This is a genomic window from Pseudomonas lijiangensis, from assembly GCF_018968705.1.
Classification (GTDB): Bacteria; Pseudomonadota; Gammaproteobacteria; order Pseudomonadales; family Pseudomonadaceae; genus Aquipseudomonas; species Aquipseudomonas lijiangensis.
The window spans coordinates 5647578-5670365 of record NZ_CP076668.1; the positions used below are offsets into that span (position 1 = coordinate 5647578).

Consider the following 22788-nt stretch of genomic DNA (forward strand, 5'->3'; position numbering starts at 1 on the left):
ATAAAGGAACCACGTATCCATGATTAACAAAAAGGCAATTTATATGTACAAGATAGGCAATTAAGCAATTGTGGACATGTCAAAAATCTAAAATGTGCATCACCTGTAAATACAGCCAGCCACACCTTGAAACTTAGATAACATGCTTCGATATGTATATCTTTGGCTTAAGCCCGAACCCCTTGACAAGCTTGTGCCATGACTCCACAGCTAGAAGAAACTGAATGGAATTGTAGTCAGTGATCTTTTCTATATCACCCTCAAATACAAACCACAACGAAGCCGTTTTTATTGACTTGTCAAATGTTATCGTCTTCCTTTTGATTAGCTCTATGGAATCTTTGGACTGCTCGATATTGTAGATCAATTCAGAGTTGGTCTCAGAAATCTTTACAGAAATGATCTCACCTGACTTATATATATCAGCGACCTCAACCCGGTACTGGTTTTTCTTTTTCTTTAGTGACTGTATCAGAGTCAACTGCCTATCAAGCAATACAAACCCACGCTCAGCACATATTTTCTGGTTAAAATATGCTTCCCGATAGGTTAGCTTATCATCGACTGGCTCGTTGGCAGCGATTTTTCGCTCTTTCTCAGCTTTCCATCGCTGAAAGTCTGCTTCTACTAAATCTTCTTCAACAACTATATCGATACTTTCTAAGGAACGCTTCAGATAATCCATGAAAGTCTGGTTAAATACAAACCACTCCCCGCCCTTTAGGAAGTAATCTGCACCATCGAAGGATATCGGAAAGTCGAGCAGCTCTTTAAGCGGCTTAGTAAAAGCCCCAGACTCCTCGTTCTTAAACTGGACAGAGATCTCATTAATGTTTGTAATCTCTGCATGGTCTTGAATAAAGCCTGAGACACTAGCAATGTCTAGCGTATTCCCTAAGTTCTTGCGGAATATATTACCCTCAGTTCTTGCTGAAATTCGATAGTCGTAGTCATGAAAACTAAAGCATATTGCAACCCCGTGCACTTGGAACTCCTGAATGGCGACGCCCCCCTCACCACGCTTCAAACTCTCAAACGCTACAGAATCCAGCTCACCGCTCAACTCCTCTGTCACAGCCTCCAATTTTGGCAAGTGTATAATTTTATCATCCTGGTAACTTTTCTCAATCTGTTCAAAAATTTCTGATAATTCAAGCGGAGCCTTATCCATGTCCATTTGGATAGAGTCTGCAAAGATAATATTACGTTTGCCCCAAATATCCTTGTCTGCTGCTTTTAGCTTGAGGTGATCAACCGACTCCCCAGGCTCGTAACTATCAATCTGAAATTGCTGGTACGAAGAAACATCCTGTCTTTTTGTACCCGTAAAGTAGCAACTTTTCTTCAGCAATATTGAATTTTCGTCTGCCATACGAATGGCCAAGTCAATACCAAAATCAAGCTGGATAAATTTAGATAGATAAAAGTGCGACTTACCCAAGCTTACCGCATAAATTGTTTCAGGCTGGACTGTATGCTGGCAAAGCAACATCCCGAAATTGAAAATATTTTTAGGTGCTGGCAAATCATCTTTAAAGAAGGTCCGATAAGTATCCCACCACCAAACGTCATTCCCCGGATTAACTTCAGAATAGTAAAATGTCTTTGAGTAAGCATTTGCAACATGAGTCTTCTGCTCAGCTAACCCCACCGCCCGGAGCTTATCTTTGAGCTGCTCCAACTTATGGGGTTTTACCTTGTATATATTATAAGTATTGGCCATGCCCGCCTCCTTTGGAGTATCTTCCCTAGCGAGCACTAAAGGTGCCATTTCTGAATCCCCAACGCAACATGTGCGCATGCTAGAAAATTACTGGCCCTCTTTCATGGATTTTCTCAAAGCCATACAACTCCAGTCGGGTTTACTAAGCTACCTAGAGAGTTCTAATGAATAAAATATGAAATCAACGGGGTGGCTTTAGGATAGTTTTAGCGATTCCAATCAGGAGGAGAGCTTTAAATTTCTTTGAAAATCATAATGTTAACGGATAATTCGACTCCTGGTGCCCAAAACAAAGCCCACGCCCTAGCCGTTACAATTTCACGCTAACGCAACATTGACGGGCTCTAACACCTACCTATAATGCACCCCAACACACCCGCCAAGCCTAGGTTGACCCAGTCAGCAAGCTCAAATCGTGCGGGTTTTTTTTGCCCGGAGAAACTACATGAGGCCCTTCGATAAGCCGGCCCTCAGCGTAGAACAGCAATTGGAACTGCTAAAGCAACGAGGCCTGCACGTCGCCAACGATGATCGGGCTATGCGTTTTCTGGAAGTGGTCACGCTGTTTCGCTTGAGCCCCTACATGAGCCCCTTCCAAGGGCCAGACCCTGAACACAACTTCAAGCCCGGTAGCACTCTGAAAGCAGTCGTCGACATCTACCGCTTCGACGGTTCATTACGACGCATCACCATGGATGCCATCGAACGTGTCGAAGTCGCCATACGCGCGACTATGAGCAATCACATGAGCCCCAAGTATGGGCCTGGCTGGATAGCTGATGCGTCCGTCTTTTCCTCGTCATATTCACACTCGGATCTACTGCGTCCCTTGCGAGATCAACTGAGCAAGGAACGTAACAAACTTGGACGTGAGATAGACCGCATAAAAAAGAGCCGTCAGGCTGATGGCGTCCAGCAACAGCGGATTGAAAACCGCATGCGCGATAACTATTTTCGATTCTACGGATCGACTTACGCCCATCCTGAGTTACCGCCCGCTTGGGCTGTTCTGGAAGAGCTCAGCCTTGGAACGGTGTCTACCCTCTTCAATGCCATAGGCAAAAGTGTCGACAAGAAAGCGATCGCTAGCAGATTCAATCTGCCTTTCGAAGTCCTGGCCTCTTGGCTCCACACCCTTACCTTCATTCGAAACTGCTGTGCCCATCACTCACGACTATGGAACCGAGAGCTCTCGATTCGTCCCTCCCTCCCCAACGAATGGATCATCCCAAATGCGCATGCTGGTCAGCCTCAACCCAAACAGCGGCTGTACATCGTATTGACGATGCTAGCCTATCTGACCGACTTGATCAGTCCAGACAGCCAGTGGAAATTTCGCCTGGCCGAAATCATGGATCAACAGGAATTGGGTTATTTGAGACTGATGGGATTTCCAAATGATTGGAAACGCCAGCAGCAATGGTGTTTGGAGTAAGGAAGCCAGAAATAGACCACGATTGCCTTGCTTGATCACTCAAATAAAAAATCGTGGCCTGTCACAAATAGAGCAGACCGACTACGACCCTAGGCAAACAAACAGAAACAACCTTCCCTCATAAACCCCATCAAGCTGTAGGACCCTTCTGAACTTTAAGGATATCCTCTTGCCCGTCTTGCGCCTCACGTAAACCAAGGCCTAACCTCGCTGCGTCGCTGATCACAGCGATCGGTTTGACAGGCCGTTCAATCGAAGCGCAACACCCTCTATCAGCCACGCGGATTGCGTTATGGCGGCTGTTCGTGGGGCACATTCGTGTGCGCCGGGTTCCTTGATTCCTGGTCTGTCAACCCGCGTACAGTCGCCACCATTCTGATTGACAGCAGAAGGTGTCGGCTCAACCAATCAGGGAGATTCGACATGATCAGATCAACACCACATTCGCCCCAGGCTCATGCAACGACCCGCGATTTCAACATCGGTCTTTTCAATGTAAAGCCCGGTATCGAGTTCATATGAGTTTTGTTGAGCTTTGCCTGAAAGGCGACGTACTGGAAGAAGAAATCGATCAGTTCGTGGAAGACTGGCACGAAGGGCGCCAAGGTGCGGACATCGAGCTGCATGAGCATCTCGGTATGAGCTGGGAAGAATATCAGTTGTGGTCTACCACACCTTCCGTGCTGCCGTTTGTACTGGCTGCACGTAAATGCGGCATCAGATTGGAAGACCAACTGGCCCAAGACACATTTGCCATAGCCACCAGCGCAAGCTCTGTTGCCGAAGCAACCAAAGTTGAGGTTTGGCTGCGCAGCATTGGCAAAATCCAGTGACGCCAGAAGGCAAAGTGGCTAGCCGCGTCCTGCCCATTCGGAAATTGACACTACACTTCGATCTCGATCAATTCGCCACTGAGTATGGTGAGCTTGAGTCATCCTTGGTTCCTTAGGCGGATTAAGAAGCTGCCATCCACCGTTGCGACACGGAAAAAGGGTTGCAAATCTAGTAGTCGGACCGCGCCCACGCAATCAACGTATGTGTCTTGTTGTTTCGTAGGCTTTTTCTGGCAAGGCTTTCTAAACCGATTGATAGCGAGAGGGTGACCCTATCAAGAAACAACAACCCTCTCAATCTCGCCCTCACCCCTCACATCCGCCGCAACCCCACTCGTATCCGCAAAAACATTAACCGCTCTCCTCTTCCGCGCATCACGAAGCTGCATCCAGAGCAAACTGGCGGCCAGTGAGGCGGCGACGATCAGAGTCAGCCACAACACGATCAGCAGATTGAAGGAAACGCCATTGTTCAGTTCCCGGAAGATGCCGAGGGCAAAGGCGGTGTACCAGGACATTGCGGAGAGTGCGCCTGATACCAGGAAGATGGCGATGCGGGTACGCGATACGCCTTCAAGAATCGGTTGGCTCATGTCGCGCAACACGACGGGCAATACGAATACGTGGATAAGCATGCCGTTTAGGGTCAGGGCGGCGACTATGCATACCTTTGCCCAGAGTTTGGGGTTGCTGAGTTTTTCCGGGGACTCCAGGCCGTAGAGGGCGAGGAATCCCAGGCCGGAAAGCCATAGCAGGCCGAGGCCTATGGCGACTACGGTGCTGATGAAGGTGAAGGTGCTCTTGATTTCAACCGGCAGACTGCCCTTGCGCATCCAGCGAAGGATCCAGTAATCCAGCATGGTCGCGCCGCCCAGGCCGAAACACAGGCCGAGAAGATGCAGGCCTATCAGGACGGTCAATACTCGTACGTGAGGAAGTGGATCGGGCAAATCGATGCGCAGCGCACGTGGGTCTGCCAGCACAGGCTCACTGGCAATCAATGCCACTGCTCCCGCTATCAAAGGGATGACTAAATAAAGCGGGTTAGCAGTTCGTTTGTCCATTTGTAATTACCTCGGCCAAGGAGACCTTATCCATGAGAAAGCCAGATCCTTGCCGAAGAATAATGAACAGGAATTAAAAGTATAATTAAAATTCTGAATTATCTAATTCAATAAATACTTCTTGATTTTTATTGCCTACCGGTGAGTAATTGGAAGTTTTTATTTTTCTTATTAACCCTCGGCGATTGAAATACTTTTTTACAAAGCTTGTCTCAATCTTCAGGCTTTTACCCATACTTACTTTCACGTAAGTACTTTAAAACTTCTGAAAGCAAATTAACAGCTTCATTTTTTAAATGTTCGCACCCCGATTGGGTCGTGGCCACTCCACGCCTTGGTAACGGTACAGACGTGCAGCAACGGTGCCCGCGCCTGGGGCTTGCTCAAGGAACACTGTTGACAGCGAGACCTAGGATGAACTGAAAATCATCGTGGGCGGCGTGTGACCCCATTCACAGAAAGCCGTTCGGGGCAGTACGTGTAAAAGTCTTGATCACGCATATTGATGATGAAGAACTTTATAACGATTGCTATCGAGTGGGATTACAAATGAAATAGTGGAAAACCTGTCAGTTCAAGCAATACCCAAGCCTTTCACATAAGCGAGCAGACCGAGGAGAGCGACGGCTAAAAAGTATGAGCTACACATCTTTACCTCTCACATCATTGCTGGATAATGGCTTTCGGCCACCCTTCCTCACCTAAGGGTTTCTATCGCAATAATCCGTTAGCCGTCTTCAAACAGGATGATCAGGCTACGGGACAAGGAGTTAGCACCGTTGATGCCGTCACCAGACTCATCCCCCCCTCTGAACCGCACTCAGAAAATCACTTCCTGGATTGCCAAAGGCATGACAGGTATCGGCGTTGTACTAGGGGTCATGTGGACGCTGATTACCTATGCGATACCCGATCCTAGTGTGCTCGGCTTCAGCTTCATCAGTTGGAAGAACGTAGTGTTGCTGGTCAGTACATTCCTGTTCCTGGGTGTCGTATCCATAGGGTGGCAGATACGCAACTTGATGCCGGTGTTCAGGGGATTACTGCAGTTCTTCATGGTCGCCGTTTTGTCTTTTGGCTTTTTCACTTTGGGCACTGAATACGCCAAGCCATCTTTTGAGTTCGCCAAGCTGCAATCCAAGATCGTCGAGAATGATGGCAGCAATCTTCTAGGCAAGCGTATGGAGGTGCTGGATAACGTACGGATCGAGCTGGATGGCTGTGAAAGCATTGGCCGCTTTCCTAATTGCACTTTTGTGCTGACCAATCTGAATGTGGATCGTTTCTTCCGCTTTGACGGCAGTACCCGACTGTTTGATGAGTCCGGCGGCCCACTGAACCCCGAGAAAATTCGGGTCGGGCAGGTCGAAGACACCTACCGGCTACAATTTCAGCTAATTCGCAACGTACCGACACGAGTGACGCTGGCCTTCCAGCAAAGCAGCGACAAGCTGAATAAAACACCAGCGATCAAGCTGGCCTTTCAAGATGTGAACAGTGAGTTACTGACACTCAAATTCAGTGAAATCGTGATGCGCTAACAAACAGGCGCGTAGGCGTCAGCCATTCGCCTCGTCTCGAATGCGCCTCCCAGTACATTGCTCTGATATCTACCGTTTGCCTTCCAGACGCCGTCTGATCGTGCCTCCTTGGGAGGTCAGACGATATTTCTGGTTACGGCTGGTAGGCTTGTCAGGGACGGTCATGGCTATGATCCCCTGCTCCAGAGCTGGTACCAGGTACTGTTTGCGAAAGTGCTCGGCATCGCTCAGCTTCAGTTGCTGCTGAAGATCCATGCGGCTCACTTCACCATCCAAGGCCAGGATGAGTTTTTCGACTTCCGGGGTGACTTCCGGGGTGACTTCCGGGGTGACTTCCGGGGTGACTTCCGGGGCGAAGAAGGTAAGCGTAACCCCGGAAGATCCTTCGGAGTGCCAGATGGGTGCAGGGAGACCTGCATCTTCACATGCTCGGCGAATCAATACGCTTCCACGCCCTAGCTTTTCCATGTAACCGAGCAGGTAGAGAACATGGGCAATATCCGGGTTGCGCAATACGGAAATGTGCCCCTGTTGGAGTTGCTCAGCACTGACCCCTTCAGGCAATCCACCCGAGTTCCAGATCTGCACCTGTGACGGACTGATTTCCACTTTGATGCCTCCGGAAAAGCTACTGTAGTCACGGTGGGCAAAAGCGTTGACGATGCCTTCACGGATAGCCATTTCGGGATACAAAGGGAGGTCTTCACGCTGAGTGCTGTCGCTGCTGAAGCGCGCTCTCGAGGGCGTGTTGCGCATGATGAAGGTGAACAGTTGCTCGATCACCTCGGTCATGGGGCCCGCAAAGTGCTGCAGGTCCTGGTATTCATCAGCGGTCTTGCTGCTATAGCAGACAGCACGCACCCTGGCCTGCGGATGACGCCGCACAGGATCTCTGGCAAGCAATACATCGGCGGCATTGGTCATGCGTCCATACTTGGCCAGCGACAATAACTGCAGTTGATGCAAAAGCCCCTGCTCCGACTGCTTCGCCTCAAGCGGGATGCGCGAAGCGGAGAGCAATTTGCGACACGCCGAAGCAGAAAGCAGTTGCTCGTCCAGTTCGGCTGAAAACAGACGCTCCCAACGCTCAGGCTCAACCTGCTTGCGCAGCACCATATCGCGGATGGTTTCAATATCGGCCTTACGTGTCTGCTCACCCTCACGGATGTAGATATCATTGCGAAAAGCGTATGGAACGTCCTTGCCGGAAGGCACTTCGATCACCAGGACTTGCTTGCCGTCGATATCCTGAACTTCAAACGAAAACAGCACAGGCGGCTGGATCTGGGCCTTCAGCATGGCTTCCAGCTTTTGAGCTGTCTGCGCTGCGCTTTCAATACCCAGAACCTCTCCGTCCCTACCAACGCCACATACCAGATACCCGCCCAGCGAATTGAGAAACGCACAAATCTGCGGACCACAGCTTTCAGGACGTGCATGACTCTTGAATTCCAGAGTCTGATTTTCACCCAGCAGCAAAAATGCTCTAAGTTCGGCGGGAGTCTTATTCATCCTGGCCTCTCAAGCGTTGGGCAACATCTTTGCTGTTGCCCAGATGATCCAGCAGCCGTTGTTCGACGTCCTGATATCGCGAGAACTGCGCGACGACAAACAGGTTGGCATCGTCATCGCGCTCATATTTCTGAACCCAGTTTCCCTGGCGCTCATCCAGAGGCAAGTGCTCCATGGTCGCGTCTTCATACATATCAATGACTTTCAAATCAGTGATTGAGGTCGATTTGGGCTTGAGCGTGAGCGTGTGTCGTTCGGTCTGTTTGCGATGGCCAAGGTCGGCCAGCAAGCGCCGAGCGAATACGACATGGTCATGGGCGAGAAACCAGCGCGGCTTTTTCAGTTCCACAGCTCGTTTTATTTCCTTATGGGTGATGGAAATACCCGTTTTATCTACTCCGCTGCCATATTGCGGGGTAATGATACCTAGAAACAGATCGCATTTTTCCACGGCCATCAGGCAGCTCTCAAATGCCGACTCCTCGGAAAAGACGGGAACAGTGCCTTTATGGGACATCCAGACCTCATAACCGAAGCTGGTCAGCAACGTGTAGACACGATCCAGGAGCTCTTCCACACCAAAGACAGTGGAAGACACCATAATCTTGAGTTTTTTACCATCCATGTTCTAGTTGATCCGGCCTCGGTTTCAGGGCCGAAAAGTTACAGCGTCAACCTTCGCCTGCCTAGTGCTCTGTCTCAGAAAGAAATAATCAAGTATTACCACACCACCGTCAGCCTCTGCCCTGACAGCTTGAGCGTCCCGGCCTATGCCTGACAGTCACCCATAAAAAATGCCCCGATCCAGAGACCGGGGCATTTTTCAAACAGCGGTTACACAGTCACGTCATTAGAAGACGTTGATTGGGTAATCCACGAAGATACGAACTTCGTTACCTTCGCTGTTGTAGTTCTGAGCATCAGCGGAAACACGCAGGATCGAGCTACGCAGGCGAACGGACAAGTCTTTGGCCGGGCCGCCTTGTACAACGTAGGTCACCTGGTTGAAGAACTCACGCTCTGTGCCATTGCCGCTACCTGGGGTGCCGTCGTCGATGTTGTCGCCACGAACGTAGGCAGTCTTGTAGCTCAGGCCTGGAGTGATCAGGCTGGACAGGTCGACGCCGTAGGCAACTTGCCACGAACGCTCGTCCTTGCCGTTGAAGTCAGACCAGTAGGAGTTGGCCAGGTAGATGGTGTTGCCGCCATCACCGAAACCACGGTTATTGAACTGGCCAGCCTGATAGCCACCATAGTTGTAGCCGGTTTCGCCGGTGCTGCGTTGGTGAGCCAGGGTGAAGGAGTGGATGCCCACAGCCCAGGTCGCCGCCAGGCTCCAGATCTTGTTGTCACGCGCGCCAGCGGCGGCGGCAGCAGAATAGTCCTTGTCCAGCTTGGTCTTGTAGCCGTTGAAGTCCAGAGTCAGAGACTGGTCTTGTGGCAGAGCGAAGACGTAGTTCAGGTTCAGGTACTGCTTCTTGAATACGTCTTCGTTGTCGGAAGCGTAAGCAGCGGCGCTGAATGCGTCGGTGAACTTGTAGCTACCGCCGAACACGTTGATGCTTTTCAGGTCACCACTGTCACGACCTTCAGCGCTCTTGCGAGCTTCCTGAGTGAAACGACCGGCAACCAGTTCCAGACCTTCGATCTCTTTGGAAGTGATCATGGTGCCGGTGTAACTTTCTGGTAACAGGCGCGAGTTATCGTAGCTCAGCACTGGCAGCTGAGGCATTTGATCGCCGTACTTGAGCACAGTGTTGGAAACGCGGAATTTTACCGCTGCGCCAGCACGAGACAGGTCGTTGGCTGCGGAGCCATTGGTGCCATCTGCATCAGGGCTGCCCTGCTTGAAGAAGTCGATACCGCCAGCGCCGCTGCGACCTTTACCACCATCCAGACGGATGCCGTACAGACCGAATGCATCAACGCCCACACCCACGGTGCCCTGGGTGAAACCGGACGTGAAGTTACCGATGAACGCCTGGCCCCATTCAGCCTTGTCGTCATCACCATTCTTGTAATCGCGGTTGATGTACGCGTTACGCAGATTGATGGTCAAGTGGCTGTCGTCAATGAAGCCCTTGGAATCTGCTTGCCCCTGCGCCATTGCCTGGCTAGCGCTGATAATGCCCAGAGCGAGCAAACCGATACGTTTATTAAACATCTTGTTTTCCTTCTTTACGGATTGACACGCGCCGTGGCGGCTTCCCTGAGAGAGGGCGACCGAGGATTTCTGACTTTGGGCGAAAGTACAGAAGACCGAACGAGATCATCGCAGCGGACTACGAATGGACGTACATGGCGTATAGCCACAAGCGGTGGGACGTGAATCCTAGTCCCAAGGCTTGAGGGGTGTCAAACATGGAGATGGCCGTGTTAGAAGGGTCCTACGCGATAATCAGTCTTTCAGCACACCCAACAGAGCCTCGAGTTCCGCATCGTTGAACAGGCCTGCCGGATATCGCTGCAGAAGCATTGCCCGCACATCCGGTCGGGGTTTCGGGAGTTTGGTCGTCCTTAACCAATCCGCCATCATCTGGCGAGCCTCGTAACTGGCAGACAAACCACGAGCATTATGCCGGTTGATACCTGCGTTCATAATGACAACCTCTTGAGCCGTGAGGGGCTAAATCTACGGACGCTTTGTGACAGAAAAACGAAAAAAACCTCCCGCTATTTACCCACCGTCGGGCCAGAATCAAGGTAATTGCTACAAAGCGTTACCCAAAAAAAAGCCTATCGGTTGATAGGCTTAGTGCAGCAAAAAAAGGACCATTTGCCAGTCAGGGATGTAAGCAAATATTACAAAGGCGTCTTCCGGGGAGCAGGTTGCTGTTGGGTCAGGCAATGGATATTACCTCCGCCCAGCAGTAACTCACGGCCAGGTGCCATCACCACCTCATGCTCAGGGAACAGCCGCTGCAGGATTTCACGGGCTGTCTCGTCCATCGGATCATCGAAACTCGGGGCAATGATGCCGCCGTTGACGATCAGAAAGTTCACATAAGAGCCCGCCAGACGCACCGAAGGGTCGCGTTCCTGACTGCCGTGCACCTTGTCGACGCCTGCACATTCTTCTTCGGTCGCGAACAAGGGACCGGGAATAGGCATTTTATGGACGGTGATTTCACGTCCTTTGGCATCACGGGTGTTTTCCAAAATACTCAACGCTGCATGACAACGTGTGTAGTTGGGGTCTTTGGGATCATCGGTCCAGGCCAGCAACACCTCACCCGGACGCACGTAGCAGCAGAAGTTATCCACATGCCCGTCCGTTTCGTCGTTGAACAGACCATCGGGCAGCCAGATGACCTTGTCCACCGCCAGGTTATCGCTGAGCACCGCTTCGATCTGCTCACGGGAGAGGTTCGGGTTGCGGTTGCGATTGAGCAGGCATTCTTCAGTGGTAATCAGGGTGCCTTCGCCATCGACATGGATCGAGCCGCCCTCAAGCACGAAGCCTTCGGTGACATAACGCGGGCAACGTTCGATTTCCAGGACCTTGCTCGCCAGTTGCGAGTCCAGGTTCCACGGCGAATACAGGCCGCCGTCAAAGCCGCCCCAGGCATTGAAGTCCCAGTCCACGCCACGCACTTCGCCCTGGTAGTTGATGACGAAGGTCGGGCCGGTATCGCGCACCCAGGCATCGTCATTGCTGATTTCCACTACACGAATGTTGGGCATGTCGAGGTGGGCGCGGGCGTTGTCATATTGCCTGGCAGACACCGCAACCGTGACCGGCTCGAAACGGGCAATCGCCTTGGCGATGGCAACATGGGCAGCCTGCGCGGGCTTGCCGCCCAGGCGCCAGTTGTCGGGACGCTCCGGCCAGACCATCCAGACCTGAGTCTGTGGCGCCCATTCGGCGGGCATGTGGAAACCGTCGGCGCGGGGCGTGCTCTTGAGCGTCGTCATGGCCATCAGGACTCCAGCGAGCCGTCGAGGGTCTTGATCGCGCCGTACAGGTTCGGGCGGCGGTCACGGAACGAGCCCCAGGCGCTGCGGATGTGCTCCAGCTCGTCCAGGTCGAAGGTGTGAACCAGCACGCCCTCTTCGGTTTCATCGAGTTCGGCGACTTTTTCACCGAACTGGTTGGCGATGAACGACGAGCCATAGAACGTGATGTCGTAACCGTCCTGCTCTTCGTTGCCGATACGGTTGCTGGCGATCAGCGGCATCAGGTTGGCGCCGGCATGGCCCTGTTGCACACGCTGCCAGTGATCGCGGGAGCTGATGGTCTTGTCATGCGGCTCGCTGCCGATGGCGGTCGGGTAGAACAGGATTTCCGCACCCTGCAACGCCATGCTGCGCGCGCACTCCGGGAACCACTGGTCCCAGCAGATGCCCACGCCGATTTTCGCGTAACGGGTCTGCCAGACCTTGAAGCCGGTATCGCCCGGGTTGAAGTAATACTTTTCGTGATAGCCAGGGCCGTCCGGGATGTGGCTCTTGCGGTAGATGCCCAGATTGGTGCCGTCTGCATCGATGATCGCGATGGTGTTGAAGCGCGCACGCCCCGCCAGCTCGAAGAAGCTGATAGGCAAAACCACTTGCAGTTCGCGAGCGATGTTCTGGAAGTGCTTGATCGCCACGTTGGATTCCAGGGTGGTCGCCAGCTGCAGATAGTCCGGGTTGGGCTTCTGGCAGAAGTACGGCATCTCGAACAGTTCCTGGATCAGGATGATCTGCGCACCTTTGGCAGCAGCCTCACGTACCAGCTTTTCAGCGGTTTCGATATTGGCTTCCAGATCCCAGGAACAGGCCATCTGGGTGGCGGCGACGGTGACGATACGGCTCATGGAAATGCCTCCTGGGCGGGCTCATGAAAATCTTGGATGACTTGAAAAACTCAGTGGGAGCGAATTCATTCGCGAATGGCGATTTCGCAAATGGTGACTTCGCGAATGAGCGGAACGCCGCCCGATTCTCTCCCACAGGTATCAGATATCAGTAAACAGTTGCCGTTTTATAACGGATAAAAATCGGCTTTTAAAGAGGATAACGGCTCAAAACAAAATAAAACTCCAATTTAAGCCGATACCCATCGAATTTATTCCAGTTCGCTCAACACCTTGGACACACTCTCGACGAAAAATTCCACGCTTTGCCGAGTGGTGCACATGGGCGGTTTGATCTTGAGAATGTTCAGGTAATCGCCAGTCGGCTGCATGAAAATGCCCAGTTCGCGCAGGCGTTCACACAGTTGAGCGGTTTTTTCGGTGGCCGGTTCCAGGGTCTGACGGTCCCGGACGAATTCGACACCCAGGTAGAAGCCCATGCCATGCACGGCACCCACCAGCGGATGTTTATCGGCCAAGGCCTCCAGTCGCGCCTTGAAGTGGTCGCCGACCTGACGAGCGTTTTCCCACAGATTTTCTTCTTCCATCACATCCAGCACCGCCATGCCGATCCGGCAACTGACCGGGCTGCCACCGGATGACGAGAAGAAATAACCCTCGGCTTCCAGCGCTTCGGCAATTTCGCGGCGGGTAATAACGGCGCCCAGCGGGTGGCCGTTGCCCATGCCCTTGGCCATGGTGATGATGTCAGGCACCACATTCTGTTCTTCAAAACCCCAGAAGTAATGGCCCAGGCGTCCGTAACCCACCTGCACTTCATCGGCGATGCACACGCCGCCCTGCGCACGGACCTTCTGGTAGACCTGTTGCAGATAACCCGGCGGCAGGGAAATCCCGCCGGCATTGCCATACACCGGCTCGCAGATGAACCCGGCCACTTGCCGCTGCTGTTCGGCCAGGTTTGCCAGCGTCTGATCGACACTGCGCACGTAGTCCGGCGTGCTGTCGCTGCCGCGATAAGGGCCGCGATAGGTATTGGGCGCTGTTACTGGATGCACCCAGTCCGGGCGCGTGCTCAATGCCTGGGGATTGTCGGCAATCGAAGTGGAGATGGCATCGGTCGCCACCGACCAGCCGTGATAGGCCTCCAGCACGCTGAGCATGTCGCGCCCGCCGCTGTAGGCCCAGGCCAGACGAATCGCCAGGTCATTGGCCTCGGTGCCGCTGTTGACCAGAAACACGCGGTCCATCCCTTCAGGTGCCAGTTTGAGCAGACGCTCGGAAAACTCGACGATGGCGGCGTAGTGAAAGCGGGAGTTGGTGTTGAGCAGCGACCACTGGCGACCGGCTTCCCGGGCCATGCGCGGATGACCATGGCCCAGCACCGCCACGTTATTGAGCATGTCCAGGTAGGAACGGCCTTGCATGTCGATCAAGTGATTGCGCCAGCCACGCTCGATCTGTGGCGGAGCCTGGTAATAATGTTTCTGCGAGCGGGCGAAGCTGGCATCGCGGCGGCTCAGCAGCTCGGGCGCATCCGCAACAGAAGGTGCATCACAGTCAAACCCCAGCAAGGTCGCGGGCGATGGGCTCAGCACTCGCCATGCAGCGGCCCGTGATGCTGTAGTGAACAGTGGCGGGCTCAGTTCGGCATCCGTGCAAAGTTGCAGCAGCAGGGAACCACCGCCCTGCCCGATCACATCACCCGCCGCGACGAGACTTCCGGGCTTCAGGTCTGTCACGGCGCCCCACAGCCTCACGCTCAGCGCATCGCCCACCAGCCACAACGCCGCATCGGCTGTCAGGCGCAGGGTTACGTTGAAGGGTGCATGCAGAGGCGTTTCGGCTGGCAGATGCAGTTCGACGTGCAAGGCAAAGGTGTCGGGCTCTGTAGCGCTGTCGGGCAAGGTGCGTGACAGGCGATATTCACCAAAGCGGCTCGAGGCCTGCCCGGTACGGGCGGCGGCTTCCATCAGCAAGCGCTCGTCGATACCACTTTGCTCCCAGTTCCCGGCCACGAAATGCTCGCTGAGCACGCCCAGATCAACGATCTGGAATTCACGGCCAGCCAGGCTGGGCAGCAGTGGGAAATAGACCGGCTGTGCAGCAGTCTCCGGCTCGATCCCGACCGCCTGCAGAATGGCAGCTTCCATCAATTGCATCGGCACCGAGGTCGCTACCTCGAAGATGCCCCATTCGCCTTCCAGATTGGCCTGGATATAGGTGTTGCCCGGCTCGACACTGGCCTGCTGCTCACTGCTGAGCACCAGCACCGCCGAGCGGGCGACGATCAGTGGCCACAAGGCCTGCAACTCAGCGGTCTTCAGCGGATTGATGGCGTGGTAGGCGCGAATCGCCGGCAGGATGTAGAAAGGATCACCTTCGGCATGATGCAGCAGCGCAGCGCAGGTGACCGACAGATCCGCCACTCGCCAGGTAGTGACCAGATCCCCGAAATCGATCAGGCCTTGCAGTTGCCAGCGCCGCTCCGCATCCCGAGTCCAGACCACATTGTGTTCGGTGATATCCAGATGGACGGCCTGGATCGGCAGTTCCGGAATGAGTGGCAGCAAACGCTTATGCGCCTGCTCGGCGGCCTCCATGAGGCAGAGACGCTCATTGGCGTTCGAGATCACGGGCAGCAGGTGCCTGATCAGGGCCTGGGCATGCCGGGGGTCCCATTGCAGGATGCGCTCAAGACCGGGGTGTTCAAATGCCGCAAGCGCCTGATCGACCTGAGCGCACAGCTCGCCGAGACGGGTCACCACCTCATGGCTCAGATGCTGAACATGGCCCAGAGACTGGCCGTCGATAAACTCCAGCAAACGCACATGAACGGCCCGGCCATCGACGTCCAGAGACAGCAACTGCTCGGTGCTGTTGGCGCGGATCACGCCCGGCACGCGCACCGCCGAATGACTGGCCAGATGCTGTAACGCCCCATGCTGGGCGTCCAGCTCCACAGTGGAGTAATCGCCGTGGCAGATTTTCAGCACATAGCGGCGTTGCCCGGCGTCGAGCAGAAAGTTGCGATCCTGCTGGCTGCCCAACTCTTTCAGGGCACCGCTCAACCCGTAATGCTGCTCAAGCAGTTGCAGGGCCTGGTCAGTATCGACCTGCGGACAAGGCAGGCTGGAGCGGCGGATAAGCGTAGCGAGCGGCATGTAACAACCTCGTTCTTGTTATGATCCCCGGCCAGATCGGCAACGGCATTCCAATCGAGCAACTATAGGGTGCCTGATCCTCGTCACCAACTTCTGTTCAGTGAACGGACGGCGGTTTTATGGCGACGGCGCTGTGATCTATCAATTTATTTCATTACGTGTGCACCGGATATTGTCCGATGCTGTCTGCATACCGCACGTCGCCATGCGACAGGCTATGCTGCATAACGATCAAGACCTACTACAGAGAAGACCCGATCATGCGAATACTCGTGACCGGTGGAGCAGGCTTTATCGGCTCTGCATTGATCCGACATCTGATACAGAACACTGAGCACGAAGTCCTCAACTTCGACAAGCTGACCTACGCGGGCAACCTTGAATCACTGAGTTGCATCGCGACCGACACACGCTACGAGTTCGTACAGGCCGATATCTGTGATCAGGCCAGAGTCCGTGCCGTGCTCGAACGGTTCGAGCCCCACGCCATCATGCATCTGGCGGCCGAGTCCCATGTGGACCGCTCCATCGATGGCCCGGGCGACTTCATCCAGACCAATATCGTCGGCACCTACAGCCTGCTGGAAGCTGCTCGCGGCTATTGGCTGACATTGCCCGAAGCCGAGCGCCGGGTCTTTCGCTTCCATCATATTTCCACCGATGAAGTGTACGGCGACCTGCATGGCGTCGATGACCTGTTCACCGAAACCACACCTTATGCGCCCAGCTCGCCCTACTCCGCCAGCAAGGCTGCTTCGGACCATCTGGTGCGGGCCTGGCATCGCACTTACGGGCTGCCGGTGATCGTGACCAACTGCTCGAACAATTACGGGCCGTTTCATTTCCCCGAAAAGCTGATCCCGCTGATGATTCTCAACGCGCTGGCAGGCAAGCCACTGCCCGTGTACGGCGACGGCCTGCAGGTGCGTGACTGGCTGTACGTCGAAGATCACGCCAGGGCGCTGCTCAAGGTGGTGACCGAGGGCGTGGTCGGCGAGACCTACAACATCGGCGGGCATAACGAGCAGAAGAATATCGATGTGGTGCGCGGCATCTGTGCCTTGCTGGAAGAGCTGGCGCCGACACGTCCCGCGGGTGTGGAGCGCTTCAGTGACCTGATCACCTACGTGGTCGACCGTCCCGGCCACGATCAACGCTACGCCATCGATGCGGGCAAGATCGAACACGAGCTGGGCTGGACGCCTGTCGAAACATTCGACTCAGGGCTGCGCAAGACCGTGCAGTGGTATCTGGATAACCTGGACTGGTGCCGCAGGGTTCAGGATGGCAGTTATCAGGGGGAACGACTGGGCTTCACTGACCACAAGGATCTGATCGCATGACCAAGGGAATCGTACTGGCCGGGGGCTCGGGCTCACGCTTGCACCCGATCACGCTGGGCATCTCAAAGCAACTGCTGCCGGTCTATGACAAACCGATGATCTACTACCCGATTTCGGTGCTGATGCTGGCCGGCATCCGGGAAATCCTGATTATCTCCACGCCCCTGGATTTGCCGCAGTACCGCAAACTGCTGGGCGACGGCAGTCAGTTCGGCGTAAGCTTTCACTACGCCGAGCAGCCCAGGCCCGATGGTCTGGCTCAGGCGTTCCTTATCGGGGAAGCGTTCATCGGCAATGACTCGGTGTGCCTGATTCTGGGGGACAACATCTTCCACGGTCAGCATTTCAGCGAGCAACTGCAAAAAGCCGCGGCAAATACCAAAGGTGCCACGGTGTTCGGCTACTGGGTAAAAGATCCGGAGCGCTTCGGTGTCATCGATTTCGACGATGAAGGCCGTGCGCTCTCCATCGAAGAAAAACCCGAGGCCCCAAAATCCAACTACGCGGTCACAGGTTTGTATTTCTACGATAACGAAGTGATCCAGATCGCCAGGGACGTGAAGCCCTCACCACGCGGCGAGCTGGAAATCACCGATGTGAACAACGCCTATCTGCAGCGCGGCGAGTTGCGGGTCGAACGTTTCGGGCGGGGCTTTGCCTGGCTCGATACCGGAACCCATGACAGCCTGCTCGATGCCTCGGCGTATGTGCAGACCATCGAACATCGACAAGGCCTGAAGGTTGCCTGCCTTGAAGAAATCGCTTATCAGAATGACTGGATAGACTGTAAACATTTACTGCACCGTGCCGATTATTTTGGCAAGACCGGTTACGGCCAGTATCTGTTCCAACTTGCAGGGGAACGTAAGTGAAAGTAACAGCCACAAAGTTGCAAGACGTCTTGATCATCGAACCCAAAGTGTTCGGCGATGAGCGCGGCTTCTTCTACGAAAGCTACAACGCCAGGGCTTTCTTCGAAGCGACCGGCATCAAGCCGGACTTCGTCCAGGACAACCACTCGCGTTCGCAGAAAGGCGTATTGCGTGGCCTGCATTACCAGATCGAAAACGCTCAGGACAAACTGGTGCGGGTCACGGCTGGCGAAGTGCTGGATATCGCCGTGGATATCCGCCGCAGCTCTCCGACATTCGGCCAATGGGCAGGTGTACGCCTGTCGGCTGAAAACGGGCGCCAGTTGTGGGTCCCCAAAGGCTTCGCCCATGGTTTCGTGGTGCTGAGCGATTACGCAGAGTTCCTGTACAAGACCACCGACTACTACACCCCTTCCGCCGAGCGCTGCATTCGCTGGGACGATGCCGACCTGGCCATCGACTGGGAGCTGACCGACGCACCGCAGTTGTCGGCCAAGGACCAGCAAGGCAAGAGCCTGAAAGACGCTGACCTGTTTGCGTGAGTGCCTGTCGGCGTGACGGCAGGCATAATGCAGCTTTCTGAGACGCCTGCTCTGACGCGATCATGAGGTTCGCGAATGAATTCGTTTACGCACTGAGCTGTAGGAGCGTGCTTGCCCGCGACCGAGTGCGAAGCGCTCGCAAAATTTACGACTGCTAACGCAGCCGGTCGCGGGCAAGCGCGCTCCTACCTCACGTTGAAATTCATGATGTTGAGTTTTGTTTGATAAGAGCGAACTCATTCGCGACAGACAGGCCAGCACACTTTCGGCCATCGCCCAGACATGACTACCAAAGCCGCCATTCCAAATCGTCCCCGCTGGCGCAGCCTCGCCCTTCTGGCCTTGTGCCTGGCCCCGATGCTGTGGCCGCTCGAACACCTTGCCGAACGCTACTACCGAAGCGAGCTGGCCAGCCAGAATCGCCAGACCCTGGACCTTTACGTGGCCAGCCTGCTGGGCACCCTGCACCGCTACGAAACCCTGCCACAGATTCTTGCGGACCTGCCGGCCCTGCATGATGTGCTGGCCCGACCTGGCGATCCGGCGACACAACAGCACGCCAATCAATTGCTCAAGGACATCGTCCGGCAAACCGGTGCAGACGTCATGTACCTGATGGACCGCAACGGCCTGACCATAGCGGCCTCCAATTCGGAGCAGCCCGACCGCTTCATAGGCCGCAACTTTTCGTTCCGGCCTTACTTCAGCGATGCGCTGGCCGGGAAACTGGGGCGTTTCTTCGGCCTGGGTACAACCTCGGTCAAGCGTGGTTACTTTTTCGCCGCGCCGGTCAGTGACAACGGCGAGGTCACGGGCGTGCTGGTGGTCAAGGTCGATCTGGACCACACCGAAACCCTGTGGGGCAAGACGCCCGAACAATTGCTGCTCACTGACCAGAACGGCGTGGTGATCCTGACCTCCAACCCGGAATGGCGCTTCCGGGCGACACGCGAACTGAGCGAAGAAGAAAAGAAAGCCATCGTCGCCATACAGCCTTACCCGACCCGCGACCCAAAGCCGCTCAAGCTCGATGAACGTGCCTGGCTGACCCAGACCCGCTCGATTGCCGAAACCGACTGGAACGTCAGCATCCTTGCGCCCCGTGTGCTGCTCGACCGGCAGGTGCGTACCGTGGTTGCGATTGGTGGCGCAGGCCTGCTGGTGCTGATGTCGCTGCTGGGCCTGATGATGCAGCGCCGGCGTCATTATCTGGATCGCATCGCCTTCGAGGCCAAGGCTCGGCGTGAACTTGAAATGCGCGTCATGGAGCGCACCAGCGACCTGGAAGGCCTCAACAGCCGGCTCAAGCAGGAAGTTCTTGAGCGCGAGCAAGCTCAGCAGGAACTGGTCCGCGCTCAGGATGAACTGGTACAGGCCGGCAAGCTTTCGGCACTGGGCACCATGTCGGCCAGTATCAGTCATGAACTCAATCAGCCGCTGGCGGCGATCCGCAGCTATGCCGAAAACGCGGAAGTGCTTCTGGATCACCAGCGCACCGAAGACGCTCGCGGCAATCTGAAGCTGATCAGCGAGCTGACCGGCCGCATGGCGTCGATCATCGCCCACCTGCGCGCCTTCGCCCGCCGGGACCGACACGCACCGGAAAGCGTTGCGCTGCAACCGGCACTGGACGATGCCCTTGCGCTGTTGGCCAAACGACGTCGCGCCATGGAGGTCGAACTGATCCGCGACCTGCCGGACGCGACCCTGTGGGTTCAGGCCGGTGAAACCCGGTTGCGCCAGGTGTTGGGCAACCTTCTGGCCAATGCGCTGGATGCCCTGACCGAAAAAGGCCCGCCCCGCAGGCTGTGGATAAGTGCCGAAGCCACAAGCGAGGGCGTCAACCTGTACATTCGCGACAATGGCTCGGGCTTTACTCCGGAAGCACTGGCCCGGGCACGCGAACCGTTCTTCACCACCAAGACCCGCACTCAGGGCCTGGGGCTCGGGCTTGCGATCTGCGATACGCTGATGCGCGCCCTGGGCGGCGAGCTGTTGTTCGCCAATCACCCGACCGGTGGTGCATTGCTCACCCTGCGTCTGCGCGCCGGTTCTTCCGGGGCCAACCTTCAACCGCCAGAGGATCTTTCCGCATGAGTTCGGATACCGCCATCGACAGCCAGATTCAAGTGGTGCTGATCGACGACGACTCGCACCTGCGCCAGGCCTTGAGCCAGACGCTCGACCTGGCGGGCATGAAAGTCCTGCCACTGACCGAAGCCAACGGGCTGGCCAGCCGCATCGGTCGCGACTGGCCGGGCGTCATCGTCAGCGATATCCGCATGCCCGGCATGGATGGCCTGGAACTGCTGAGCCACCTGCACAGCCAGGACCCGGAATTGCCGGTCTTGCTGATCACCGGCCATGGCGATGTCCCGCTGGCGGTCCAGGCCATGCGCGCCGGGGCCTATGACTTCCTCGAAAAACCCTTCGCCAGCGATGCCTTGCTCGACAGCGTGCGCCGGGCGCTGGCACTGCGACGTCTGGTGCTGGATAACCGCAGCCTGCGGCTGGCCTTGAGTGATCGCCAGCAATTGAGCACCCGGCTGGTGGGTCAGTCCACGCCCATGCTGCGCCTGCGCGAACAGATCGGCGCACTGGCGGCGACCCGTGCCGACGTCCTGATCCTAGGTGAAACCGGCGCTGGCAAGGAAGTGGTTGCCAGGGCCTTGCACGACCTGTCCAACCGTCGCAACGGCCCGTTCGTGGCGATCAACGCCGGGGCGCTGGCCGAGTCGGTGGTGGAAAGCGAGCTGTTCGGTCATGAGCCCGGCGCTTTCACCGGCGCGCAGAAGCGTCGCATCGGCAAGTTCGAATTCGCCAACGGCGGCACGCTGTTTCTCGACGAAATCGAAAGCATGAGCATGGACGTGCAGGTCAAACTGCTGCGGCTGTTGCAGGAGCGTGTGGTCGAGCGCATGGGCAGCAACCAGCAGATCCCGCTGGATATCCGCGTGATTGCCGCCACCAAGGAAGACCTGCGTCAGGCCGCCGATCAAGGGCGCTTCCGGGCGGACTTGTATTACCGCCTGAATGTCGCTTCGCTGCGCATTCCGCCGCTGCGTGAGCGAGGCGAAGACGCGCTGATGCTGTTCGAGCATTACGCCGATGCCGCCAGCATGCGCCATGGCATTCCCAAGCATGAACTCACGCCGGGCCAGCGCGCTCTTTTGCTGCGCCACAACTGGCCGGGCAACGTGCGCGAACTGCAGAACGCCGCCGAGCGCTTCGCTCTGGGGCTGGAACTGGAGCTGGAAGGCAGCACCACGCCGGACGCCGCACCGGTCAGCGGCGGCTTGAGCGATCAGGTGGAAAGTTTCGAGCGCGCCCTGATTGCTGCCGAACTGACCCGCCCGCACAGTTCGGTCCGCAGCCTCGCCGAAGCGCTGGGGCTGCCACGCAAGACCTTGCACGACAAGCTGCGCAAACACGGCCTGAGTTTTGGCGACAGCACGGGAGCAGCCGATGAGCTCGACTGAACAGGGCTCGCCCGCACAGGCGCTGGAGCGCGTCCTGCACCACGACATCCCGCTGACCCGCGAAATGGGCATGCGGGTTATCGACTGGCAAAACCACAGGCTGCGCCTGCATCTGCCGCTGGCCCCCAATATCAATCACAAAAGCACGCTGTTCGGCGGCAGCCTGTATTGCGGCGCGGTGCTGGCGGGTTGGGGATGGCTGCACCTGCGGTTGCAGGAAGCCGGAATCGACGATGGGCATATCGTGATTCAGGACGGACAGATCAGTTATCCGCTACCGGTTCGCAGCGACGCCATTGCCCTGTGCGATGCACCGGATGATGCACAGTGGGACAAATTCATCGCCACCTATCAACGCCGCGGCCGTGCGCGCCTGACCTTGCAGACCCGCATCACGGCGCAGGACAGCGAAGCGGATGCCGTGAGGTTTACCGGACAGTTTGTGCTGCATCGGTGAACCGGCATTCGCGAATGAATTCGC

The 22788-nt window shown here is 55.7% G+C and carries 18 protein-coding genes; 9 read left to right on the plus strand and 9 right to left on the minus strand.

Translation table 11 applies throughout. The features are described from left to right. Positions 1–133: 133 nt before the first annotated feature. Positions 134–1723: a DUF6119 family protein gene (locus tag KQP88_RS24195; RefSeq protein ID WP_216704390.1), complete on the minus strand. Its 1590-nt coding sequence runs from the start codon at positions 1721–1723 to the stop codon at positions 134–136. Positions 1724–2168: 445 nt separating this feature from the next. On the opposite strand from KQP88_RS24195, the gene KQP88_RS24200 reads away from it, so the two are divergent. Continuing rightward, positions 2169–3158, plus strand: a complete 990-nt coding sequence (locus KQP88_RS24200; protein WP_216704391.1) for an Abi family protein — start codon at positions 2169–2171, stop codon at positions 3156–3158. A 518-nt stretch (positions 3159–3676) separates the two neighbouring features. After that, positions 3677–3991, plus strand: a complete 315-nt coding sequence (locus KQP88_RS24205; protein ID WP_216704392.1) for a hypothetical protein — start codon at positions 3677–3679, stop codon at positions 3989–3991. Positions 3992–4266: 275 nt separating this feature from the next. On the opposite strand, the gene KQP88_RS24210 is transcribed toward KQP88_RS24205, so the two are convergent. Next, on the minus strand, positions 4267–5055 hold the full coding sequence (locus tag KQP88_RS24210) for a hypothetical protein (RefSeq protein WP_216704393.1): 789 nt from the start codon (positions 5053–5055) through the stop codon (positions 4267–4269). A gap of 782 nt (positions 5056–5837) precedes the next feature. Here KQP88_RS24210 and KQP88_RS24215 point away from each other — a divergent pair. Beyond that, positions 5838–6596: a hypothetical protein gene (locus tag KQP88_RS24215; protein WP_216704394.1), complete on the plus strand. Its 759-nt coding sequence runs from the start codon at positions 5838–5840 to the stop codon at positions 6594–6596. Positions 6597–6665: 69 nt separating this feature from the next. Here KQP88_RS24215 and KQP88_RS24220 read toward each other — a convergent pair whose 3' ends face one another. From KQP88_RS24220 to KQP88_RS24250, 7 genes are all read right to left on the minus strand, one after another. Further along, positions 6666–8108 carry an RNA-binding domain-containing protein gene (locus KQP88_RS24220; RefSeq protein ID WP_216704395.1) on the minus strand — a complete coding sequence of 481 codons (1443 nt, stop codon included), beginning with the start codon at positions 8106–8108 and terminating at the stop codon, positions 6666–6668. Beyond that, positions 8101–8733 carry a DUF4062 domain-containing protein gene (locus tag KQP88_RS24225; protein WP_216704396.1) on the minus strand — a complete coding sequence of 211 codons (633 nt, stop codon included), beginning with the start codon at positions 8731–8733 and terminating at the stop codon, positions 8101–8103. Before KQP88_RS24225 ends, KQP88_RS24220 begins: the two co-directional genes overlap by 8 nt. Before the next feature lie 225 nt (positions 8734–8958). After that, entirely contained in the window at positions 8959–10272 is a 1314-nt protein-coding gene (locus KQP88_RS24230; RefSeq protein ID WP_216704397.1) for an OprD family porin, read from the minus strand. A gap of 234 nt (positions 10273–10506) precedes the next feature. Next, complete coding sequence (locus KQP88_RS24235) at positions 10507–10707, minus strand: hypothetical protein (RefSeq protein ID WP_117167423.1); 201 nt, start codon at positions 10705–10707, stop codon at positions 10507–10509. 203 nt (positions 10708–10910) lie between these two features. Next, positions 10911–12023 (minus strand): agmatine deiminase, encoded by a 1113-nt coding sequence (gene aguA / locus KQP88_RS24240; protein WP_216706037.1) that lies wholly within the window; start codon positions 12021–12023, stop codon positions 10911–10913. 5 nt (positions 12024–12028) lie between these two features. Then, positions 12029–12907, minus strand: coding sequence for an N-carbamoylputrescine amidase (gene aguB / locus KQP88_RS24245; protein WP_216704398.1), 879 nt, complete (start codon positions 12905–12907; stop codon positions 12029–12031). A 251-nt stretch (positions 12908–13158) separates the two neighbouring features. After that, the gene (locus tag KQP88_RS24250; RefSeq protein ID WP_216704399.1) at positions 13159–16071 is read right to left on the minus strand and encodes an aminotransferase; all 2913 of its coding nucleotides are present in this window, start codon (positions 16069–16071) and stop codon (positions 13159–13161) included. Between the two features lie 260 nt (positions 16072–16331). Between KQP88_RS24250 and rfbB the strand changes: the two genes are divergently transcribed. The 6 genes from rfbB (at position 16332) to KQP88_RS24280 (ending at position 22764) form a co-directional block, all read left to right on the plus strand. Then, the gene (gene rfbB / locus KQP88_RS24255) at positions 16332–17414 is read left to right on the plus strand and encodes a dTDP-glucose 4,6-dehydratase (protein ID WP_216704400.1); all 1083 of its coding nucleotides are present in this window, start codon (positions 16332–16334) and stop codon (positions 17412–17414) included. After that, the gene (gene rfbA / locus KQP88_RS24260) at positions 17411–18286 is read left to right on the plus strand and encodes a glucose-1-phosphate thymidylyltransferase RfbA (protein WP_122321604.1); all 876 of its coding nucleotides are present in this window, start codon (positions 17411–17413) and stop codon (positions 18284–18286) included. Before rfbB ends, rfbA begins: the two co-directional genes overlap by 4 nt. Further along, positions 18283–18828 carry a dTDP-4-dehydrorhamnose 3,5-epimerase gene (gene rfbC / locus KQP88_RS24265; protein WP_122321602.1) on the plus strand — a complete coding sequence of 182 codons (546 nt, stop codon included), beginning with the start codon at positions 18283–18285 and terminating at the stop codon, positions 18826–18828. The genes rfbA and rfbC overlap by 4 nt, the downstream gene beginning before the upstream one ends. Positions 18829–19110: 282 nt before the next feature. Further along, positions 19111–20925 carry a sensor histidine kinase gene (locus tag KQP88_RS24270; protein WP_216704401.1) on the plus strand — a complete coding sequence of 605 codons (1815 nt, stop codon included), beginning with the start codon at positions 19111–19113 and terminating at the stop codon, positions 20923–20925. After that, a complete protein-coding gene (locus tag KQP88_RS24275; RefSeq protein ID WP_216704402.1) occupies positions 20922–22307 on the plus strand; it encodes a sigma-54-dependent transcriptional regulator in 1386 nt (461 codons plus the stop codon). Before KQP88_RS24270 ends, KQP88_RS24275 begins: the two co-directional genes overlap by 4 nt. After that, positions 22294–22764 (plus strand): YiiD C-terminal domain-containing protein, encoded by a 471-nt coding sequence (locus KQP88_RS24280; RefSeq protein ID WP_216704403.1) that lies wholly within the window; start codon positions 22294–22296, stop codon positions 22762–22764. The genes KQP88_RS24275 and KQP88_RS24280 overlap by 14 nt, the downstream gene beginning before the upstream one ends. Positions 22765–22788: the final 24 nt, after the last annotated feature.

Coding starts and splice junctions, on each gene's coding strand:
- KQP88_RS24215 (WP_216704394.1), top strand. CDS start 5,838: ATGCCGTCACCAGACTCATCCCCCCCTCTGAACCGCACTCAGAAAATC.
- KQP88_RS24270 (WP_216704401.1), top strand. CDS start 19,111: ATGACTACCAAAGCCGCCATTCCAAATCGTCCCCGCTGGCGCAGCCTC.
- KQP88_RS24250 (WP_216704399.1), bottom strand. CDS start 16,071: ATGCCGCTCGCTACGCTTATCCGCCGCTCCAGCCTGCCTTGTCCGCAG.
- rfbA (WP_122321604.1), top strand. CDS start 17,411: ATGACCAAGGGAATCGTACTGGCCGGGGGCTCGGGCTCACGCTTGCAC.
- KQP88_RS24225 (WP_216704396.1), bottom strand. CDS start 8,733: ATGGATGGTAAAAAACTCAAGATTATGGTGTCTTCCACTGTCTTTGGT.
- KQP88_RS24210 (WP_216704393.1), bottom strand. CDS start 5,055: ATGGACAAACGAACTGCTAACCCGCTTTATTTAGTCATCCCTTTGATA.
- KQP88_RS24280 (WP_216704403.1), top strand. CDS start 22,294: ATGAGCTCGACTGAACAGGGCTCGCCCGCACAGGCGCTGGAGCGCGTC.
- KQP88_RS24275 (WP_216704402.1), top strand. CDS start 20,922: ATGAGTTCGGATACCGCCATCGACAGCCAGATTCAAGTGGTGCTGATC.
- rfbB (WP_216704400.1), top strand. CDS start 16,332: ATGCGAATACTCGTGACCGGTGGAGCAGGCTTTATCGGCTCTGCATTG.
- aguB (WP_216704398.1), bottom strand. CDS start 12,907: ATGAGCCGTATCGTCACCGTCGCCGCCACCCAGATGGCCTGTTCCTGG.
- KQP88_RS24205 (WP_216704392.1), top strand. CDS start 3,677: ATGAGTTTTGTTGAGCTTTGCCTGAAAGGCGACGTACTGGAAGAAGAA.
- KQP88_RS24200 (WP_216704391.1), top strand. CDS start 2,169: ATGAGGCCCTTCGATAAGCCGGCCCTCAGCGTAGAACAGCAATTGGAA.
- KQP88_RS24220 (WP_216704395.1), bottom strand. CDS start 8,108: ATGAATAAGACTCCCGCCGAACTTAGAGCATTTTTGCTGCTGGGTGAA.
- KQP88_RS24235 (WP_117167423.1), bottom strand. CDS start 10,707: ATGAACGCAGGTATCAACCGGCATAATGCTCGTGGTTTGTCTGCCAGT.
- KQP88_RS24230 (WP_216704397.1), bottom strand. CDS start 10,272: ATGTTTAATAAACGTATCGGTTTGCTCGCTCTGGGCATTATCAGCGCT.
- KQP88_RS24195 (WP_216704390.1), bottom strand. CDS start 1,723: ATGGCCAATACTTATAATATATACAAGGTAAAACCCCATAAGTTGGAG.
- aguA (WP_216706037.1), bottom strand. CDS start 12,023: ATGACGACGCTCAAGAGCACGCCCCGCGCCGACGGTTTCCACATGCCC.